The sequence below is a fragment of the Dehalococcoidia bacterium genome, assembly GCA_035310145.1.
Classification (GTDB): domain Bacteria; phylum Chloroflexota; class Dehalococcoidia; order CAUJGQ01; family CAUJGQ01; genus CALFMN01.
Genome location: DATGEL010000134.1, coordinates 1 through 20,853 on the forward strand (window position 1 = coordinate 1; position 20,853 = coordinate 20,853).

Genomic DNA, 20,853 nt, shown 5'->3' on the forward strand with positions numbered 1-20,853 from the left:
CGGCGGTGCAATTGTTAGGCAGTGTTCCGATCACACCCGGCCCGAAGAAGAATAGGTTTAGGGCCGGGGGGATCGTGATTGTGAGCGTCGCCGCCGTCGTGGCGTTAGGTGTAACCGGGCCATCGGCGGACGTGATCACGAAGTCACATTCGAATTGATTGCCTATGGCAACCGCTGTGCTGCCCGTACTCCCGCACGACTCCTGCGTTTGCAGCGCGGCGTCGGCATGGCGCAGGCCCGGCACGGCCAGGCTCAGTGCGGCGAGCGCGAGCGCCAGGGCGCCGATGGCTTTGGCTCGGGTGAGTCTGCGCCGCATCGTCAACTCCTCTGTAGCTCGTGGCTTGGATGCGGGGACCGGCGACTGGCTCGTTCGACCGGCCCCCGCGGGCGATCCGGCTCGGCGGCGATCAGGGCGGGCCCGTCACCGTGTCGGTCAGACAGAGCGCGACGATGTCTCCGGGCCGCACCGTGGTGACATCCACCGGCGCCTGCGAGTTGCTGAAGTACAGCGCCTGGAACGCGTGCGTGGCGTTGTCGATGCGAAAGGCCGAGAAGATGTTGCTCACCGGCTGGAACAGCGAGAGGAAGCGGCCGGAATCCAGCGGGCCGCCGATGCTCGCCGGCACGGTGATGTAGGCGCACGGCGGCTGATACTGCGTCGTGCCGCCCGCCGGCCCCGAGGTAAGAACCGGCGAGGTGCCGGCGATCGCCGGGGTGGCCGAGGCGCCCGCGGGCAGCGTGAACGGCGTGCCCGAAACGGCGGGCCGCGCCCCAGGCGATGCGCCGGGAGCGGGCGTCGCGCCGGTCGCCGGGGCGCCCGTGGTGGTGCTCGCGGCCGCGCTGGGCACCGCCACCAGGCTGGAGCCGACCGCGCCCGGCGCGCCCACCTGCGTCGCCGTCGGCAGAGCCCCCGGCTGCAGGCTGCCCGTGGTGGACTGGTTGGCGTTGATGAAGCCCAGCGAGGGGTCGTTCGGCTTGTGCCAGAGCACGCTGTTCACGTCCGAGCCGGGCGGCAGGCCGAAGTTGTTGTTGGTCGCGTCCACGTTCGCCGTCACGAACTGGTCGAGGCGGATGGCGCAGCCCTGCGTGGCCGAACAGGGGCCGTTGGAGACGACCTGATTCAGATTGATCTGCGTGCCCGCCGGCTGCGTGATGTCCGGCGAGCCGGTGCTGCCCACCTGGATGAAGACGGCGGTGCGCACGTCTTCGGCCGTGATCACGTTGGCGTTGGCGATCGTGTTGCGCGCCCCGGCAATCACGAGGTCGGTGTAGTTGCGGCGCAGCGTGTTGTTGTAGATGGCGGTCTGCAAGGGGAACAGGCTGCCGCCGAAGCCGCCCAGGCGGATGCCCGCCGCGCCCGGCGTGCGGTGCGACTCCACGATATTCTTTTGGATCGTGTTGTTGGACGCCGAATCGTAGACGACGATGCCGTCCGCGTAGTCGTCGCTGACGATGTTCGTGTCCAGCAGCGAGCCGGTGATCGCCCGCAGCACGATGCCGCGGCCATTGCTTTGCAAGATGTTCTGCGAGATCAGGTGCCCGCCGCCGCCGTCCGAGCAGAGCCAGACGCCGGCGTTGACGTTGCGGCTGATCGCGTTCACGGCGATCGTGGCCGCGTTCGTCGCGTCCGCGCCGGCGCCCAGGCACTCGGTCGAGGTGATGCCGAAGCCGCTCTTCACGTCGCCCGAGGCGAGCGTGGGCGAGAACTTGAACTGCGCGTTGCCCTGGATGTCGTTGCCGAAGATGTTCGGGTGGTCGCTGCTGGCGAAGAGGATGCCGACCGAGTTGCCCATCGTCTCCTGCTTCGCCACCGGCGGCGGGTTGAAGCTGGCCGGCGGGAAGGGCGTCGGCTGCGTGCAGGGCGCGCCCGTGAACGAGGCGTTGTTGAAGACATCGCCGCCGAGGATGTTGTTGCTGACCGAGGTGTAGCCGTCGTTATCAAGGAAGACCGCGGCATTGCCCGGCTGGAAGGCGCCGCCCAGCGTCAGGCCGTCGATCGCCGTGTGGCCGGAGGGCTGCAGGCGTGTATTGGGCGGCTGGTTGTTGTTGACCGTGTTCCCGGGCACGGTCGGCGTCGTTTCGTCGGGCAGGCCGATGGAGGTCACGTGGAAGATCGTCTGCCCGAAGAAGGAGTGCAGCACGGGCAAGGTGAAGGCGTCGGTCCCCGGTGTGGGAGCGAAGAAGGTGCGCCCGCTGGTGCCCGACTTGGCGACGCGCGAGGTGATGTAGATCGGCCTCGTGATTTCGATCGTGTGGCAGACCTCGTAGAAGCCGGCGTCCACCACGACGAAGCCGCCTGGTGGTGTATAGCGCACGGCGTTCTCCACCGTGGCGCACGGACCGGGATCGGTGGGCGTCGGAATGCCGCCCGTGGGCGCGCTGGCGCTGCATACGGTATTGGGAATCGTCTGCGCGGCATCAAGGAAGTCGTTGCCCTTGGGGTCCACCGTGAGGATCACGTTGGTGCCCAGGCCGCCCGTGCAGGTCTGGGTCGAAATAATCGTGGTCGGCGCGGCCAGGCTGATCAGGTCAACCTTCGTGCCCGTCGTCAGCAGCGAAGAGGTGCTGAGCGCGATCTTGTCGCCGTTCTGGATGGGATTGTTCGCCGGCGTGGGCGCCTGGGTCGCACCGGTGCCCACCTGCAGGTCGACGGTGGCGTTCGTCGTAACGCTGTATGCACCAGCCGGAGTAATCACCGAATCGACCGGCAACGTCGTAGGCGTGCCGCCCGGCGGGGTGATCACCACGGCCAGATCAACAAGCGGCGGGTTGCCGGACGCCGATGTCGTGATGAAGACATCGCCAAGCGGCTGCGAGCAGTTCAGCGAGGAGATGGTGAAGTCGCTCGGCGCCGCCCGCACCCGGAAGACCGCGCGTCCTGAGAGGCTCACCACAAGCAGCAGGGCGATGGCCGCGGACAGGCGTTTCTTCATGGCGCTGGTGACTCCGCTTGCTCTCTTCGCAGATGCGATGGGACTGTAACATAAGAACGCGATACTGTTGAGTCCCCTTGGCGATCGTCCGCGAGGGCGTAACGAATGTACGTGTTACACAATTACATCGTCAACCGCAAAAGCCCGCACGATCCCCTGCTTTACGTTCTGTTTCAGAATTTGGGCAGCGCCAGATCCGGCCGAAGCGCCTGGCCCCACCGCGCCTGCACACTCAAGAGCAAAAGCAGGCGTCGCCAACAGCGCTTCCCTCCGGTCCACGGCAGGCGGGGCTTTGCCGGAGCCGGCGGCAGGGCCTCTCGGACTACTCGCCGTCCGGCTCTGTCCCCGTGCGCGGTGTCGGCGTGGGCGTTGGCGTCATCAGGCAGCCCGGCGGGTAGTTCGTTGTGACACAGGCCGGCCCGACCAGCGGCGTGCTCGCCGGACTCGGCGTGGGGCTCTGGCTCGGGCTCGGGCTAACCACGGGCGTGTTCGCCGGGAAGGGCGACGGCGTGAACAGCACCGGCGCCGGCGTGGAGCTGATCGACGGGACCGTCTGGTCGGCCTTGATATAGCCGAGCGTGGGGTCGTTGGGCTTGTGCCAGAGAACGGTGTTCACATCCGTGGCGGGCGGCAGCCCGAAGTTGTTGCCGGTGGCATCCACGTCCACCGTCACATAGTTGTCCAGGCGGATGGCGCAGCCGGCCGTGGCCGCGCAGGCGCCGTTGTAGATGATCTGGTTCTGGTGGAACTGCGTGCCCGACGGCTGCGTCGTCACCACCGCACCGACGCTGCCCACCTGCAGCAGCACGGCGGTGCGGATGTCTTCCGCCGTGATCGTGTTGCCCGTCGCCACGGTGTTGCGCGCCCCGGCGATCACCAGCCCGAACCAGTTGCGCAGCAGCTTGTTGCCCGTCAGCGTCGTCGCCAGCGGGTGCAGCGGCGCCCCGAATCCGCCTAACCTGATGCCCGCCGCCCCCGGCGTGCGGCTCGACTCGATCGTGTTATTGGAGATCGTGTTGTTCTCCGAGGCGTCGTACAGCACGACAGCGTCCTGGTAGTCGTCGGAGATCACGTTGGCGTCCAGCAGGCTGTCGGCGATGCCGCGCAGAATCACGCCGCGGCCGTTGTTGCGGATCGCGTTGCTGCGAATCTGGTGTAAGCCGCCGCCGTCGGAGCACATCCAGACGCCGGCATTGACGTTGCGCTCGATCAGGTTGGAGCCCAGCGTCAGCCCGTCGGAGGCGTCGCTGCCCAGTCCCAGGCATTCCGCGGTAACGATGCCGAATCCGCTGAGCACATCGCCGGTCGCGAGCACCGGCGAAAACTGGAAGATCGCGGAACCGAGGATCGAGTTGTTGGAAATGTTGGGGTGGTCGCTGTTGGCGAGGATGATGCCGGCGGCGTTGCCGAAGATCTCGGCCTTGGCCACGGGCGTGGGCGGCTTGAAGCCGGTGGGCAACGGCTGCCCCACTGGCGGGCAGGGGATGCCCGTGAAGGACGGATTGTTGAGCGTCTGCCCGCCCAGCACGTTGTTGGTCACGTCGGTGAAGGCGTCGCCGTCGAGCATGATCGCCGCCTGCGCCGGCTGGAAGGCGCCGCCGATGGCGAACCCGTCGATCGCGGCATGGTTGGCGATGTTCACCGGCCCGACCGAAGCGCCCACGGCGGTGACGTGAAAGACGGTGACGCCGAGGAAGGAGTGCAGGATCACCTTGTTGCCGTTGGCGGTGACCTTGACGAGCTTGCTCAGCTCGATCGTGTCGCAGACCTCGTAGACGCCCGCCTCCACCAGCACGGTGTCGCCGTCACGGGCGTAGAACAGCGCGTTGGCGATCGTGCGGCAGGGGCCGGGCAGCGCCGCCGTGGGCAGCGTACCGACCGGCAGGTCCGGCCCGCAGACCGAATTGGGCACGCCGGGCGCGATCAGGTCGAAGCCGAAGGTGGCGACCGTGAGGGTGCGTGAGAGCACCGAGGCGGCAGGACAGGTCTGCGCCGTCGTGAACAGGTTGGTGCCGTCCGAGAGTTGCACCGACGCGCCGGGCAGCAGCAGTTGCGCGCTGGTCAGGGCAACGGAGTTGCCGTCGGCGATCACGCCGACGAAGGGATTGGGATTCTGCGCGGCGCCGGGGCCGACCTGGAGATCGATGGTGGCATTGGGGTTGACGGCGTTGATCGAGGTAGGCGTGGCCTGGTCGGAGACGCGAATCGAGGTGGAGAGGCCGCCGCCGGGCGGGGTGATCACGACGGTCAGAAAGGTGCTGCTGCCGTTCAGCGCCACGACCGCATTCTTGGTGTTGGTGACCTTGATGTGTCCCGGCACCGAGGCGCAGTCGATCGAGGTCAGCACAAAATCAGTGGGATCGGCCTGGGTGGGCGGCGGGTGCACGCCCAGCACGACCAGGAGCAGCAGCGCGGCGAGCGCCAGGCTGAGCCGTTTCATCGCTGAACGCCTGCCTCCACTGCGACGAGATGGCGGGAGTGCGCACGAACGCTGTTATCCTATCACAAGCGCGGCGATCATCACGGCACAGTTGAGGCGCGCTGAGCCAGTCGCCATAACGAGCAACCGACGTGCGCCCGCTGCGGCGGGGAGCTAACACGCGCATTACGGTAGCAGGGATTTGATACTTATGCCACGTCGAGTTGCGCCTGCAGCTCGCCCACATCCGCGGTGGGCGCATTGCAGACAAAGCCCTCGCAGACGTACGCCGCGGCGCGGCCGTCCAACAGCCCGCGCCCTTCCAGCAACGGCGTCGCGGCCACGGCCTCCGGGTCGTTCGGCGCCGCGCCCGCGACCACGATGTGCGGCCGGTAGGCGCCGAAGGTCGCCGCCAGCAACGCGCGCACGGCCGGATCGCCGGCGTGGCCGACGATCACCACCTCTTTCGTAAGCGAAAGGTCGAAGTCGAGGGCACAGAGCAGGCGGCCGAAGCCGTTGGGATGGCGGGAGGCGATCTCCGCCAGCGGCGCGATCGCCCGCCGCGCCCGCTCGGCGTAGCGCGGCTCGCCCGTGAACAGCGCCAGCCGCAGCAGCGCGTCGGCCGCCAGCGAGTTGCCGGCGGGGGTGGCGTTGTCGAAGGCGTCGCGCGGGCGCACGATCAGCCGTTCGTGGTCGGTGGCCGTGTCGAAGAAGGCGCCTTGCTCGTCGTCCCAGAAGCGGTCGAGGATCTGATCGGCCAGGCCGCGCGCCTCGCTCAGCCAGCGCGGCTCGAAGGTCGCCTGGTAGAGCGCGATCAGGCCGTCCGCGTAGGCGGCGTAGTCCTCCAGATAGGCGCCCAGCCGGGCGCGTCCGTCCTTCCACGAACGCAGCAGCCGCGTGCCGCGGCGCATCTCCACCAGCACGAACTCGGCGTTGCGCTCGGCGGCGGCGCGGTAGTCGTCGCGTTCCAGCACGCGCGCCGCCTCGGCCAGCGCCCGCAGCAACAGGCCGTTCCAGGCCGCCAGCACTTTGTCGTCCATGCCCGGCCGCACGCGCGCCGCCCGCGCCGCCAGCAGCTTCGCGCGGCTCTCCGCCAGCTCGGCGGCAAGCTCCGCTGCAGAAGGGCCGTAGCCGCGCGCCGCCTCGGCCAGATCGCGCGAGCGGTGCAGGATGCTTTTGCCTTCGAAGTTGCCGCCGGGCGTGACATCATACATGGACATGAAGTGATGCGCCGCCTCGGCGCCCAGCGCCGCGCGCACCTCAGCCGGGGTCCAGACGTAGAACTTCCCTTCCTCGCCTTCGCTGTCGGCGTCCAGCGTCGAATAGAAGCCGCCGCGCGGGTCGGTCATTTCGCGCAGCACCCAGTCGAGCGTCGCTTCGCAGATGCGGCGGTACTCGGGCCTGCCCGTGGCCTGGTAGGCGAGCAGATAGATGCGGGCCAGCAGCGCGTTGTCGTAGAGCATCTTCTCGAAATGCGGCACGAGCCAGTAGCGATCCACCGAGTAGCGGTGGAAGCCGCCGCCGAGCTGATCGTAGATGCCGCCGCCGGCCATCTGCCGCAGCGTGTGCTCCACCATCGCCAGCGCCTGCGCGTCGCCGCGCCGCCGCCAGTAGCGCAGCAGGAACTCGAGCGACATCGCCGCCGGGAATTTCGGCGCCCCGCCGAACCCGCCGAACTCGGCATCGTACTGCTGCTTGAGCTGCTGCGCCGCCGCGTCGAGCAGCGCGGGAGATGGCTCTCCCGCCGCGGCCGGCACGCCGGCGTTCTCGCGCACGTATTCGAGCAGGCGGCTCGCCTGGCCGGCCAGCTCGTTGCGGCGGTTCTGATAAGCGTCGGCCACGGCCTGCAAGACGCGCGGGAAGCCGGGCATGCCCTGGCGGTCTTCCGGCGGATAGTAGGTGCCGCCGTAGAACGGCTCGCCGTCGGGCGTGAGAAACACCGTCATCGGCCAGCCGCCGCGCCCGGTCAGCGCCTGCACCGCGCCCATATAGATCTGGTCAACGTCGGGCCGCTCCTCACGGTCCACCTTGATACTGACGAAGCGCGCGTTCATCAGCGCGGCGGTCTGCTCGTTCTCGAACGACTCCCGCTCCATCACGTGGCACCAGTGGCAGGCCGAATAGCCGACGCTGAGCAGCACCGGCTTCCCCTCGTCGCGGGCGCGGGAAAACGCCTCCTCGCCCCAGGGATACCAGTCGACGGGGTTGTGCGCGTGCTGCAGCAGATACGGGCTGGTTTCCTGCGCGAGGCGGTTGGTGAAACGGTGCGATACGGACATGGCAAGCGTCTCCACGGCGGCCGGGGCGGCGGCGCGCCCCCTCACAGGGTACACGGCGCAGACCGTTCATTGGCCGCGGCACGGGCGTACAATCGAGCCGGCAGCGGGAGAAGGACGGTGGTGCGATGGGCTCGGGAGATTCGCCGCCCCTGGAGTTCCTCTGGTACGTGCCAAACACGGTGGAGAGCGGTCACCGCGGTGATGACACTGCCGAAGGCTGGGGCTCGCTCGACTTCAGCGCCGAGATCGCGCAGACGGCGGAAGCGCACGGCTTCGACGGAGCGCTGATCGGCTCCGGCTGGGGCCGCACCGACACCTTCACGCTCGCCACGGCGCTCGCGGCCCGCACCCGGCGCTTCCGGCCGCTCGCCGCCATCCGCCCCGGCTACTGGCAGCCGGCGCAGTTCGCCTGCGCCGCGGCCACGCTGGACCAGCTCAGCGCCGGCCGGCTGCTGGTGAACATCGTCACGGGCAAGGACGCGCACCGCGCCTACGGCGACTTCGACGACGACGATGCCAGCCGCTACGCGCGCACGCGCGAGTTCATGCAGCTCGTGCGGCGGCTCTGGACCGAAGAAGACGTGACCTTCAGCGGGCGCTTCTACCGCGTGGAGCATTCGACCTGCCTGCCGCGGCCATACCGCCGGCCGCACCCGCCGCTCTACTTCGGCGGCGCCTCAGAAGCGGCCGAGCAGGTGGCCGCGGCCGAGGCCGACGTGCAACTAATGTGGGGCGAGCCGCTGGCGATGGCGGCCGAGCGCATCGATCGGCTGCGCCGGCTCAGCGCCTCCTGCGATCGCCGCCGGCCGCTCGCCTTCGGCCTGCGCATCACCGTCGTCGTGCGTGAGACCAGCGATGAGGCCTGGCAGGCGGCCGGAGCAAAGCTGGGCGGCTGGGAGGGCCGGCTTGACCGGCGCATCGAGAAGAACGTGACCGGCGCCGGCTCCGTCGGTCAGCGACGGCTGCGCGAGCTGGTGGGCGCGGGCGAGGTGCTGGACCGCTGCCTCTGGACGGCGCCGGCGCGCGTGGGCACGGGCGCGGCCTCGACCTGGCTGGTCGGTTCGGCGGAGGAGGTCGCGGCCTCGTTGCGGGACTATATCGCGCTCGGCATCACGCATTTCATCCTCTCGGACACGCCGTACCTGGCCGAGGCCGAGCGCGTGGGCGAGCTGGTCGTGCGCCGGCTGCTGGCCGCCGAGTCCGGCGCCGAGCCGGCGGCGCAGGCGGCCGAGTCGGCGCGCGGTGCCTGACCGTGCCTTGTGGCAGAGCCGGCGTGTGAAGGCTCCGGCTGTTGCGCGACGCCCCGGCCCGAGCGGGCCAAGAACCCCTGAAGCGCTTCGGCTCCGACGTGGGGCAGCGGAGCGGCGGCCGTGCCTCGGCAAACGTGGGCTGTGGACGCCCGCCGGCGTACGATCGCGGCGGAGGGCCAGGGCGATGGACGCTGCCGACGCGGCGCTGAAGCGGCCGCCCGCCCGCGCGGCAACACACCCTCGCCGGCGGCTGGCGCTGGCGATCGCCGTCGCCGGCGCTTTCGTGGTGCTGGTCTGCTACGCCGGACTCGGCGTCTACGGCGACACGCAGATCGTGCATCAGCCGCGCACGCCGGTCAGGCTTGATCCGCGCACGATCGCGCCGCAGTTTGAAGACGTTTCCTTCGCCAGCCGCGGCGACCGTCTCACCCTTCGCGGCTGGTGGTTTCCCGGCACGCCGGGTGGGCGCGCGATCGTCCTCGTGCACGGCCGCGGCCAGAATCGAGCCGACACCGACTACGGCCTCACCGATATCGCCCGCGCCATGCACGACCGCGGCTACGCGGTCCTGACGTTCGACCTGCGCGCCCACGGCGCGTCCGCCGGCGGCGTGCAGAGCTACGGGCTTCACGAAAACGACGACGTGCTCGGCGCCCGTGATCTGGTGCTTGGCAAAGGCTACGCGCCGGACCAGATCGCGATCATCGGCGTCTCCTACGGCGCGGCGGCGATGCTGCTGGCGGCGCCGCAGCTTCAGGGGATCGGCGCGTTGGTTGCGGACAGCACCTATGCCGCGGCGTGGCCGGTGATCACGCGCCAGATCCGGCAGCAGCGGCCGGAGCTGGCCTGGCTGCACCCCGATTTCGCCGTGCGCCTGGCGATCCGGCTGATGGACGGCGTCGATCTTGCGTCGGTGAAGCCGATCGACGCCGTGCGCAAAGCGCCGAACACACCGATCCTCTTCATCCACGGCACGGCCGACGACTACGTGCTGCCGAAAAACAGCGAAGGGCTACGCGCGGCCTCCGCCAATCCCGCGAGCGAGCTGTGGCTGATACCCGGCGCGACGCACGGCCAGACGTTCAAGCACGACCCTGCAGCATGGCTCGCCCGCGTCACTGCCTACCTCGACGCGCACCTGCACTGAGGCGGGGAAGGCAGCTGCTACCCGAGCTCACCGTCGAGCAGCATCACCGTCACGGTCTCGCCGGGCTGCACGTCGGGGCTGCCCTCCGGCACGATCGCGAGGCCGTTGGCGCGGGCAAGCGACGTGAGCACGCCCGAGCTTTGCGAGCCGGCGAGACGCGCGATCCAACCGCCGTTCTCGCGCGAGACGATGCAGCGGGCGTAGAAGCGGCGCCCGTCGGTCATGCGCAGGCGGTCCTTGCTCACCGCCTGCACGGTCAACCGCTGCGTCTGCACCCGGCCGAGCATCTTGTACAGCGCCGGGCGGCCGAACAGCTCGAAGACCAACATCGAGCTGACCGGATTCCCCGGCAGGCCGATGTGCGGCACCACGCGCTCGCCCTGCCTGAACGTGCCGAAGGCGAGCGGTTTGCCCGGGCGCATATTGACCAGGTGAAAGTCGATGCTGCCCTCGCGCTGCAGCACGTCTTTGACCACGTCGAAATCGCCGCGCGACACGCCCGCCGACGTGATCAGTAGATCGGCCCGCAAGCCTTCGTGCACCTTGGCGGTCAGGTCTTCGATCGTGTCGCGGGCGATGCCCAGGCGCAGCGGCACGCCGCCGGCGCGCGTCACCAGCGAGGCGAGGCTGTAGGCGTTGCTGTCGTAGATCGTGCCGGGGCGGCGCGGCTGCCCCGGCTCCAGGATCTCGTCGCCGGTGGAGAGAATGGCGACCACCGGCCGGCGAATGACGCGCACGCCGGTGCGGCCGAGCGAGGCCAGCACGCCGATGTCCGCCGGCCGCAAATAGGTGCCGCGTGGCAGCACGACTTCGCCTTCGCGCACATCCTCGCCGCTGTAGCGGACGTTGTTGCCCGGCCTCGCCCCCTTGAAGACGCGCACGGTCGTGTCCAGGGCGCCCGTCTTGCTCGGCGGCACGAAGCCGGTCTCGTCCGTCTCTTCAAACGGCACGATCGAGTCGGCGCCGCGCGGCATGGGCGCGCCGGTCATGATGCGCACGGCCGTGCCCGGTACGACTTCGCCGTCGTAGACGTAGCCCGCGGCCAGCTCGCCGACCACGCGCAGCGACACCGGCCGCGCCTCGCTGGCGCCTTCGGTGCTGGCGGCGATCACGGCGTAGCCGTCCATCGCCGTGTTGTCGAGCGGCGGAATGGAAAACGGCGCGACGGCGTCTTCAGCCAGCACCTGGCCCAGCGCAGCTAAGAGCGGCTGATCTTCGGGTTCCAGCTCGTGGACGAAGGAGAGGATGCGCTCGAGCGCTTCTTCGACGCTGATCATGCCGGGTGTTCCATCGGTTCGTCTAGCCGCCGAGGCGCACGGCGAGGCAGGTGGTGGTGCGCTTGACGCCGCCCACGGCCTGGATGCCGTCGGTGATGCAGTTGCCCAGCTTGTCCAGATCTTCGGCTTCGAGTTGCACGATCACATCGTACGGCCCCGTAACCGTATCGACGGAGACGACGCGCGCATCCTGATGCGTCATGCGCTGCATGTGCTCGCCCACGCTGCGGGCGCTGCCGACTTCGGTTTCGATCAACACGTAGCCGCGGATCGCCATCGCTCACCTCGCATGGGCCGGCGTCTGTGCGCCGGAACCGGTGCCAGCGGCCGGGAGCGGCGCTCTGCCTGCGGCGGCGCCACGCACGGATCATAGCGTGCGCCGCTGCGGCGTCAAGCGCGAGCGCCGAATGGGTCTGGACCAGCCGCGCTTGAGCATCGCCCAGTCGCGCGTCCAGACCATGCCGATCAGCAGCACCAGCAGCAGCGGTACGAAGACGGAGACGACCGGCGCAGCGTAGGAGCGAAAGTTGCTCTCCCAGATCCAGGTCCAGTTGGTGCGGTACTGTTCAATGAGGTCGAAGAAGGTGGCGCCGAAGCACGCCGCCAGGGCCAGCGCCGTCCACCAGAACGAGGGCAGCAGTGCCGCCAGCGCGAGGATCCAGAGGAAGTACCACGGCCGGAACCACCAGGTCGAGAGTGTCAGATAGGCGATGAACACGATCGCGCAGCCGGCGACCAACCGTTCAAACGACGGCCGGCGGAACAGCGCGTACAGCACCGTGAGGTAGGCCAGCCCGAAGAGCAGGTAGCCCGCGAGCTTCACGCCGGCGTCCGGGGCGGTCGGCGGCGCCTGCGGATGGATCAGCACCGTCACGATCTGCGGCACGGAGGTGATCACCAGGTTCGTGTTCTGGATGAAGGTCTTGAAGGTATCTGCGCCCTGCCAGAACGGCGCGAAGATCGCCAGCGAGAGCAGCAGCGCCAGCCCCGCGCCCTGCAGCAACCGTCGCCGCCCGGCGGCATCCGAGGCGAACCACGCGTACACCAACACCGGCGGCAGGATCAGCGCCGTCGAGTACTTGATGCAGACCGAAAGCGCCAGCAACGGCAGCGCCGCGCGCCAATGACGCCGCACGATGAGGTAGAGCCCCGCCAGCGCGAAGGCCATCATCGTCGCGTCGTTGTGGCCGTTGCCGACGACGCGGAAGACGACGAATGGGTTCCAGAGGAAGACCAGCGCCGCCAGCAGCTCGCGGCCGGGCCAGGCGCGGCGCACCGTGAGATAGATCAGCGCGCCGCAGGCGAGGTACGACAGGAGACCGAGCAGCTTGAAGCCGATCACACCCGCTACGTAGTGGTCGCCGGTGAAGACGACCGGCAGCAACGCCAGCAGCTGCCAGAACGGTCCGTAGGGCGAGGGCTGCTGCTGCCAGCTGATGCCGATCACGAAAGGATGGGCCTGCGGCGGCGTCTGCATCGGATTCGCGTGGTAGACCCAGAGGGTGCGCGCGTCCGCCAGGTAGTGAAAGAGGTCCGCCGCGGTGATCGGATAGCAACCGAGCAGCGTGAGGCCGAAGATGAGTGCGAAGCCGAAGACGATCGCGGCGGCAAGGCGCGATCGCGCCGCCCGCGCGTACCAGAGCGCCACCACGAACGCGCCGAACGGCGCCGCCAGCACCAGCGACAGCCAGCGGGCATCGGCCGTCCAGTCGCCGCTCATCATCTGCGGAAAGCCCACGGAGATGGCGCCGCTTCCCGGCGCGAAGGGAAAGAACTTCGTCAACCAGAAGCGGATCGCGAGGATGACGAAGAACAGCTCGGCCGCCACGCCGGCCACGAGCAGCGCGGCGATCTGCTCGCCGGTGTCGTCGCCCTGCAGCTCGCGCAGTCGCCGCCTCAGCCGCGCCGAGCCGCCGGGCGGCTTGCCGTTCTCTCTGGCGGGGCTCTGCTGCGGTGCAAGCGCCGCGCGCAGCGGCGGTTCAGGAGGCACGCTGGTCATCCCATCCAGTATACGGTTGGCCGCGGGGCTGACCGGAACCCCCACGCTGGGGCGGCCTGAGCAGCGCAGCCGGCCGGCGTCAGGCCTTGACCAGTGCGGCAAGCGCATCCCATTCGCCCGCGCGCAGCGCGGGCATGCAGCTGCTGACATCGACCCGCTGGCGCACCGCCGCCGTAACGTGCGGCGCGTCCTGCGGAAAGCCCAACAAGATCGCGCCGACGATGCGATTCTCCGCGATCACGACGCGGCGGTAGCGATGCACGCCGCCCTCCTCGATGACGTCCACGATCGCCAGCTCGCCCGGATGCTCGCGCGTGGTGCGGCCGATCGAGCTCAGGTCGATGCCGGCGACCTTGAGCATCGTCACCGAGGCGGTGTCCGTAAACACCTTGTCGCCGCCGGCCGCGTTGACCGCCGCGACCTCTGCCTGTGCCACCGCCGTCGGCCAGAGACCGTTGATCTGCCCCTCGAACTCGGCCACGTCGCCGGCGGCGTAGATCTCCGGCACGCTCGTCTGCATGCGCGCGTTGACGACGATGCCGCGGTTCACGGCGAGTCCGGCCTCGGCGGCAAGCTGCGTGTTTGGCGTGATGCCGGCGGCCACGACGAAAAGATCGCAGGATACGCTGCGCCCATCCTTCAGCCGCACCTCGTTCACGCGGCCATTTCCTGCCACCTCAGCCGTCTCCGCTTCGGTGAGAATCTCCAGGCCAAGGCCCTCCAGGTATTCACGCAGGAAGCCGCTGCCCCGTGGATCGAGCTGCCGGCGCAGCAAGCCGGCCGAGCGTTCGAGCACGCTCACGCGCAGGCCGAGCTTGCGCAGGGCGTAGGCCGCCTCCAGCCCAAGCAGGCCGCCGCCGGCCACCACCGCGCGTCGGCAGTCATAGTCCTGCGCGAAGCCTCGCACGGCCATCGCGTCGTCCGCCTCGCGCAGGACGTAGCTTCCGGGCAGGCCAAAGCCGTCGATCGGCGGGATCGTGCTGCTGCTGCCCGTCGCCAGAACCAGCCGGTCGTAGGGAAGCGTCTCCCCGGTGCTGAGCGCGACGATGCGTTGCTGCGTATCGATATGCGCGGCGCGCGTATTGAGCCAGCACGTGATCTGGTATTGCTCGTACCACCCTTCGTCCAGCAGGAAGAGTCCCTGCATGGCGGAGCGGCCGTAGATCAACCGCTCGATACCCATGCGGTTGTAGAGCAGGTGGCGCTCGCGCGCGATCACGTCGATCGCGCAGAGCGGATGACGGCGGCGGATGTGATCGGCGGCGGTGATCCCGGCGATGCCGTTGCCGATCACCACGACCTTCTCAATGCTGCGATCGAAGTTGAAGCCGGCGATCACGCTGGAGCTTAGCGTCTGTGGCCGCTCGGGCTTGAGCGAGACGGTGACCGCGCCCTGCACGCGGGCGCAGCAGGCCATGCGCGTGTTCTCGGCCAGCCCCAGTCGCTCCAGCGTGGCGCGCTCATCGCCGGTCACGTCCGAGAGGTTCTCCATGCCCGCGACGATCGACACCGGATCGGCGCCGCACATGCCCATGCGGCAGCCGGCCTCGATGCGCAGTCCGCATGCCTCGGCCGCGTCGAGGATGGTCCGCCCACGCTCAGCGACGAAGCTGCGGTCTTCCGGCACGAAGCGCACCTCCGGCTCTCCGCCACGGCTGCTGCGCTCCAGGGCGCCGATCGCGCCGGCGCCGATGCGCACGGGACCGGCCGCCGCAGGCGCCGGCGCGGCCTGCGCCGCAAACGCCCGCTCTTGCAGATACGTGCGCACCACCCACCAGGCGGCAAGGGCGAACACGGCGCCGCGCACCGTCCAGATCACGGCGTCGCCTGCCGTCAGCCCGGTGGCATCATGCAGCCGCCCAAACAACGCCGGCACGTTGTAGTAGTAGTAGATACCGAGCGCCGCGGCGGCGAACAGCGTCGTCAGCTTCACCGCGGAGACGCGCAGCAGCGCCTCCAGCGCGAAGAAGAGCCCCGCGCTTACGCCCATGTAGAGCAGAAAGCGCCCGTACATCTGCGCGTCGGAGATCGCCGGCGGCGTCGGCACCCGGTAGAACGCCAGCACCATGCCGGGGAAGAGGCCGAAGAACAGCTTGCGCAGGCCGCTCCAGTGGGCGTCGGCGTCGCCCATGTCCGCCAGATGGGCGACGCGGGGGTTGAAGTCGTAGCAGTTCTTCGTGCAGCCCACGCAGGGCTGGCAGTGCGCGTTCGGCAGCAGCACGATCGGCGTCTGGCCGTAGACACGCTGCGGCGGCAGCAGCGGGCAGATGCTGCTGCACCAGCCGCTTTTGCCCTTGAAGATCAGCCCGCCGATGAAGGGCGCGATCATGGCGTAGAGAATCAGCAGCGCCAGCGCCGTGCCGTTGCTGTTGAACCACACCTTGCGCAGCGAGACGAGCACAAGAAACTGCACCATGGCGATCGCGAAGGCGTAGCGTCGCAGCCAGTCCGGCGGGGTGAGCCCGCGCGTAATGCGCAGCAGGCGCGGCGCCTGGTTCATCGCCGCGAGCGGACAACTGTTGCGCCAGAGCCCCGGCGCCACGAAGAACGTGATCGGCAGCAGCGGAATCGCCACGCCCCAGAAGATCGTGAGACCGTCGCGCGGCCGCGTCACCAGCAGCACACACAGCGCCAGGCAGAGCAGCACGGCAAGGTAGCGCACCACGAGCCAGACGCGCAACGGCACGCGCCGCGGCATCTGCATGTAGTTCGGGAAGGCGGGGGCCCCGGCCATGCGGACTCCTTGGTGCGGCCCGCTGCCGCGCGGATCAGGCGCGCTGGCCGGCTTCGGCGGCGCGCAGCCGCGCCGCGAGAATGCGGCCCAGGTCCAGCAACAGCTCGCGTGCCAGCGCCGGCTCGTACGCTGAAAACACTTCGAATGCTTCGATCGAAAGCACCCGCGCCTCGCCGTCGGTTCGCGCACGCACGCTCGCGGAGCGCGGGCTGCCGTCGAAGAAGCCCACCTCGCCGATCACGTCCCCGGGCTCGACGTCGCCGGAGGGAGACGACCGCGGCTCGGCGCCGGGCAACAAGACGTCGAGGCTGCCCGCGGCGATGATCATGATCGCGCGCCCACGCTCGCCGGCGCGGATCAGGTATTCGCCCGCGCGGAAGCGCCGCCGCTCGGTATGCGCGAGCAACCGCGCCCAATCGTCCTCGCTCCAGTCGGGCAGGAACAGCAGCGCATGCGGGACGGGCCCAGACGCCGCCGGCGCCTCGTCGTCCAGCGCGAAGTAACGATCGAACTGCGTCATCGCTTGGACCACCCGCGCGAGTCCGCAATGGACTGTAGCACGGACGCGGCGGCCGAGACAGGGCTGGCGCGGCGCGCCATTTGCCGCCGCACCGCGGGCGTTGCGAGGGCGCAAGCGCCGCGCGATCCAGCCGCTGCCGCCCGTGCGTACTCCCGCAGACAACGGTGTAAGGCGGTGGACGAACTCGGCTACACTGGCCGCACGGCCGCGCATGGGGCCGGGCTGAGGGCAGCGATGGCGATACTGCACACGGGGCAGCGACTTGGAGCGTACGCCGTCGAGGATCTGCTCGGCACCGGCGGTATGGCCGAGGTCTACCGCGCCACGCACACCACGCTCGAACGGCCGGTGGCGATCAAGGTCATCAACCCCTCGTTCAACGCCGACCCGACCTTCCTGCTGCGTTTCCGGCGCGAGGCGAAGGCGGTCGCCCGACTCAACCACCCCAACATCGTCACCGTCTACGACTTCGGCGAGCAGGGCGAGCTCGCCTACCTGGTGATGGAGATCGCCACCGGGGGCACGTTTCGAGAGCGGTCACGGCAGTTCCGCACGCTGGCCGAGGCGGTCGAGGAGCTGGCGCCGATCGGCGACGCACTCCACTACGCGCACCGCAACGGCGTCGTCCACCGCGACCTCAAACCGATCAACCTGCTGATGACCGAGCAGCCGCGCCTGCTGCTCGCCGACTTCGGCCTGGCGCGCGTCGCCTCCGAAAGCCTCGATCTTGGCGACAGCGACGGCGGCTTGATCCTCGGCACGCCGTATTACATGGCGCCGGAGCAGGCGCTGGGCGAAGACGTGGATCAGCGCGCCGACATCTACGCCTTCGGCATTCTCACCTACGAGGTCCTCGCCGGCCACGTGCCCTACGACGGAACCTCGGCGCTCGCCGTGATGCAGCAGCACCTGAAGTCGCCGCCTCCCTCGATCCGCGCCGTCATTCCCCGGGCGCCGGAGACGCTCGAACGGGCGATCCTGCGCGCCACGGCCAAGCAGCGCGAAGACCGCTTCGACAGCGCTGCGCAGTTCGTGGGCGAGCTGCGCCGTGCCGCGCAGCAGGCGCCGGACCTGCCCGTCGCCGCCGCGCTGACGCCCGCGCCGCCGGCCGAACCGCAGCCAGTGCAACCGATGCCCGGCACGGAGCCGATCGCCGGCACACCGGCCCTGGCGCCGCCGGATGCTCCCGTCGTGGCCGATTCGGAACCCGGCTTCACACCGCGGCCCGGAATACTGCGGCCCGCCGCGGCGCCTGAGGATCAGGGCGACATACAGTTCACACCGATGCCGGCACGCCCGGCCGCGGCACAACCCGCACCGCCACCCGCACCGTCCGCGGCGGCGGTGCGCGTGCCGGGCGCCCGGGTGGCGGAACTACTGGTGGAGCGGGCGCCGGTGCAGCGCCGGCAGCGACTGGCGAGGCGCACCTCGCGCTTCACCGCGGCGCAGTGGCTGCTGGGCGGCCTCGGCGTGCTGGTCGTGCTGTTGATCAACGTCGTCGGCTTCTGGGTCTGGACGCAGGGCCGCGTGGCGGTGCGCGGCAAGTTCGCGGGCGACCTTACCACGTTCATTTATGACAAGCTCGCAGGCCTGAAGAGTGTGATGGCGCTGCTGGCCCTCCTCTGCGCCGCGATCGCCGTGCTGACGATGCGTGCGGCGATCATCGACAACCGCCACCTGGCGCCAGGCACCTATCGCAAGCTGCGGCAGTATCACCGCGTCGCCGGCTGGGCTGCGATCTGGATCGCGCTCGCCGTCGGTTTTCTCACCTGCTTCGGCATCTTCGGTTTCGGCACGGGTTCGTGGCGCACATTCCTGCATTCGCTGCTGGGCACGGCGCTGGTCGCGGTGATCTTCGCCAAGATCGCCGTTGTACGGTACTACCCGGCGCAGCGACGCTATCTCTCCTGGCTGGGCCACTCGCTGCTCGTCCTCTTCTTCCTCGTCTTCCTGACCAGCGCCGTGCCCTTCGCCTGGGGTCACCTGCACGGCAAAGCGGGGCCGAATCCCTACCGAGCGGCCGCGGAGCAGACGCTGCGTTAGGCTAGCGGCCTTCGTCGCGCAGCGCGGCCAACTCCTGCTCCACCTCGCACAGGGCGCTGGCGTCGAGTTCGCACACGCCGAAGCTCTCGGCCGCCCCGTGCACCGCGGCCCGCCGATCGGCCAGCTCCGCGAGCGCGGCTGCGCGGGCACGGACTTCAAGCGATCGTTGCTCGGCGGCTGCCGCGTCGCTCTCCGGCGCCGGCGCGGCTTCGAGCGCGGCGACCGCTTCGTAGGCGCTCAGCCGCGCCTCGGCGGCAAGGCGCTGCGCCTTGGCGGCCTGGCGGCGCGCTTGCTCCGCCTCGAGCTGCCTGGTGAGACGTTGCCGCTCCTCGCTCAGGCGTGTCTGGTCGGCGGCGAGCGCGGCCAGCTCGTCCATGGCCTCGGCCAGCGCCGGCTGCTCGACCTTGCGCTGCACGAGGAGACGCCGCGCCTCGTCTCCCTCTCCGGCCCGCATCGCCGCCACTGCCGCCTGCTGTAGCGCCGCCTGCCGCTCGTGATATCGGGCGAGCCGCGCCTCACCGCGGCCGCGCGCCGCTTGCAGCTCGGCGAGCGCCATGTTCAGCCGGTCGAGCAGGTCGCTGCGCAACGGCTCGCCGGACGCTTCGCCGGCCCGCGGGTCGGCGGCGGGCGACAGACCGGCCCGCAGGCCGGCGCCCAGGCATCGTAACAGCTTCATGGTCCTACCCCGCATTCACGCCGCGGATCAGCCTGACAGCGACGGCAAGCTCAGCCCGTCGGCCTCTCGCAGCAGGTCCCTGCGGCTGCGGTTCGCCTGGCGCTCGCTCTGCCGCTGCAGCCGCCAGTAGAAGGCGCCCAGGCCGGCGGTTGCGCCCAGCGTCAGCAGTCGCTCGGCCAGGTCCTTCTGTGCCTGCAGACCGTGCACGCCGGGCCCGGCCAGCAACGCGATCGCGGCGTAGGCCAGCACGGCTAGCCCCGCGCCCGGAAGGCTCAGCCGCGGCGGAAAGACGAGCGCCAGCGCCAGCAGAGATGGATAGAGGCACACGAAGAAGGGATTGCTCAACCCGCGGCCCGCGCCGAGCGACCAGACGGCGACGGCGACCAGCACGACCGCGAGATCGATCACCACGGTGGCCGCGACCATCGTTCCGTTCAGCGGCCGCTTCGCGAGGTAGCGCGCGTGGGCGAAGAAGTTGAGCGCCGTCAGCCCCACCATCAGCGCCACCGGCGCCGGCAGCGCGGCGACATCGCTGGTGGACCAGAGCGCCAGCACGATACCGGCGCCGATCGTGAACCAGCGGGCCACGATCACGGCGAGTTGCCCGTAGAAGAGGTCTTCCTGTCGATCGCGGCGTGGAGCCGCGAACGAACGGATCGACTGGGAGTTCACGCCGGCACCTCCTGTGCGTTGTGCCCCATTGCCGCTTCCTGTACGGCGAGTTCAGGCAACGGTCGGTCCTCTGGCAGGAGCGTCTCACCCGTTGCGCGGCGCCGATCCGCTTCCACGCCGCGAAACACCGCGGCTACCGTTGCCGCGCCCGCCAGCGCGATCAGCCGCACGCCCAGCGTCTGCGCGCCGGCCGCGCCAGAGATGTCGGGGACGCAGATCACGGTGTAGAGCCCGAGCAGGACCGCGATCAGGCCGGAGGACAGCTCCAGCGGAAAGGCCAGCGCCAGGGCGATCACCGCCGGAAAATAGAAGACGAACACCGGCGCGGAAAGCCCGCCGTAGACGGCGGTCAGCATGCTGATCACGCCGATGTCGGCCAGGCTCGTGGCCACGGCGACCCCATCCGGCAGCCGAGAGCGGGACAGCACCCGCGCGTTGAGGAAGAAATTGCCGATCGCCAGGCCCAGCAGCACGAACAGGCTTACGCGCACCTTGTCGAGGTCGGCCTGCATCGGACTCCACAGCGTGATCGAAAGGCCGAAGAGGATCAGCAGCCAGCGCGCCGTCAGCACCACGAGCTGACCACCCGCCGCGGCGGTGTCCTCGCCGGCGCGCATGCGCCGGGGAGACATGTCACACCTCCTGTTCACTCGGCGGCGCCTGCGCGGCCGCCGGCTTCAGCTCCAGCGTGAAGGCCGGCCGGCCCGTCGGGCAGGGTGGTTTGCACCATTTCGCGATGGTTCCATCCACCTCGCCTTTCCGCCGGCCCTGGCGAGAGCGGAGCCGCCGGCCGATACTGGCGCCGTGCACGAATCGCGCTCGAACCGACGACGGATGACGGCGGCGGCGGCCCAACAACGCGAGCGCTTCTCCGGCTGCCTCCTCGGCGGCGCGGTCGGCGATG

Annotated in this window: 16 protein-coding genes; 3 read left to right on the top strand and 13 right to left on the bottom strand. The window is 69.7% G+C overall.

Annotation, left to right across the window (positions count from 1 at the left end):
- The 4 genes from VKV26_24285 to VKV26_24300 form a co-directional block, all read right to left on the bottom strand.
- Positions 1-316 (bottom strand): hypothetical protein (locus VKV26_24285; GenBank protein HLZ73034.1); only part of this gene is annotated, 316 nt, incomplete at its 3' end.
- A 91-nt stretch (positions 317-407) separates the two neighbouring features.
- Entirely contained in the window at positions 408-2,933 is a 2,526-nt protein-coding gene (locus VKV26_24290; protein ID HLZ73035.1) for a NosD domain-containing protein, read from the bottom strand.
- A 322-nt stretch (positions 2,934-3,255) separates the two neighbouring features.
- Positions 3,256-5,373, bottom strand: coding sequence for a right-handed parallel beta-helix repeat-containing protein (locus VKV26_24295; protein HLZ73036.1), 2,118 nt, complete (start codon positions 5,371-5,373; stop codon positions 3,256-3,258).
- A gap of 188 nt (positions 5,374-5,561) precedes the next feature.
- Positions 5,562-7,631: a thioredoxin domain-containing protein gene (locus tag VKV26_24300; protein HLZ73037.1), complete on the bottom strand. Its 2,070-nt coding sequence runs from the start codon at positions 7,629-7,631 to the stop codon at positions 5,562-5,564.
- Positions 7,632-7,756: 125 nt separating this feature from the next.
- Between VKV26_24300 and VKV26_24305 the strand changes: the two genes are divergently transcribed.
- Both VKV26_24305 and VKV26_24310 read left to right on the top strand, forming a co-directional pair.
- A complete protein-coding gene (locus VKV26_24305) occupies positions 7,757-8,881 on the top strand; it encodes an LLM class flavin-dependent oxidoreductase (GenBank protein ID HLZ73038.1) in 1,125 nt (374 codons plus the stop codon).
- Positions 8,882-9,065: 184 nt separating this feature from the next.
- Positions 9,066-10,028, top strand: coding sequence for an alpha/beta hydrolase (locus VKV26_24310; GenBank protein ID HLZ73039.1), 963 nt, complete (start codon positions 9,066-9,068; stop codon positions 10,026-10,028).
- Between the two features lie 17 nt (positions 10,029-10,045).
- Here the strand turns inward: VKV26_24310 and glp are convergent, their stop codons facing one another.
- From glp to VKV26_24335, 5 genes are all read right to left on the bottom strand, one after another.
- Entirely contained in the window at positions 10,046-11,305 is a 1,260-nt protein-coding gene (gene glp, locus VKV26_24315) for a gephyrin-like molybdotransferase Glp (protein HLZ73040.1), read from the bottom strand.
- A 22-nt stretch (positions 11,306-11,327) separates the two neighbouring features.
- Positions 11,328-11,582: an Lrp/AsnC ligand binding domain-containing protein gene (locus VKV26_24320; protein ID HLZ73041.1), complete on the bottom strand. Its 255-nt coding sequence runs from the start codon at positions 11,580-11,582 to the stop codon at positions 11,328-11,330.
- A 90-nt stretch (positions 11,583-11,672) separates the two neighbouring features.
- Entirely contained in the window at positions 11,673-13,304 is a 1,632-nt protein-coding gene (gene mptB, locus VKV26_24325; GenBank protein HLZ73042.1) for a polyprenol phosphomannose-dependent alpha 1,6 mannosyltransferase MptB, read from the bottom strand.
- A 79-nt stretch (positions 13,305-13,383) separates the two neighbouring features.
- Complete coding sequence (locus tag VKV26_24330) at positions 13,384-16,038, bottom strand: FAD-dependent oxidoreductase (protein HLZ73043.1); 2,655 nt, start codon at positions 16,036-16,038, stop codon at positions 13,384-13,386.
- A 34-nt stretch (positions 16,039-16,072) separates the two neighbouring features.
- Entirely contained in the window at positions 16,073-16,558 is a 486-nt protein-coding gene (locus VKV26_24335) for a cyclic nucleotide-binding domain-containing protein (protein ID HLZ73044.1), read from the bottom strand.
- 234 nt (positions 16,559-16,792) lie between these two features.
- Between VKV26_24335 and VKV26_24340 the strand changes: the two genes are divergently transcribed.
- Positions 16,793-18,601 (top strand): DUF6529 family protein, encoded by a 1,809-nt coding sequence (locus VKV26_24340; GenBank protein ID HLZ73045.1) that lies wholly within the window; start codon positions 16,793-16,795, stop codon positions 18,599-18,601.
- A 1-nt stretch (position 18,602) separates the two neighbouring features.
- On the opposite strand, the gene VKV26_24345 is transcribed toward VKV26_24340, so the two are convergent.
- The 4 genes from VKV26_24345 to VKV26_24360 all read right to left on the bottom strand — a co-directional run.
- Positions 18,603-19,277: a hypothetical protein gene (locus VKV26_24345; GenBank protein HLZ73046.1), complete on the bottom strand. Its 675-nt coding sequence runs from the start codon at positions 19,275-19,277 to the stop codon at positions 18,603-18,605.
- Between the two features lie 27 nt (positions 19,278-19,304).
- Positions 19,305-19,949, bottom strand: a complete 645-nt coding sequence (locus VKV26_24350) for a hypothetical protein (GenBank protein HLZ73047.1) — start codon at positions 19,947-19,949, stop codon at positions 19,305-19,307.
- Positions 19,946-20,566, bottom strand: coding sequence for a hypothetical protein (locus VKV26_24355; GenBank protein HLZ73048.1), 621 nt, complete (start codon positions 20,564-20,566; stop codon positions 19,946-19,948). Before VKV26_24355 ends, VKV26_24350 begins: the two co-directional genes overlap by 4 nt.
- 16 nt (positions 20,567-20,582) lie before the next feature.
- Positions 20,583-20,853, bottom strand: a 271-nt coding sequence (locus VKV26_24360; protein ID HLZ73049.1) for a hypothetical protein, incomplete at its 5' end; no start/stop codon positions are given.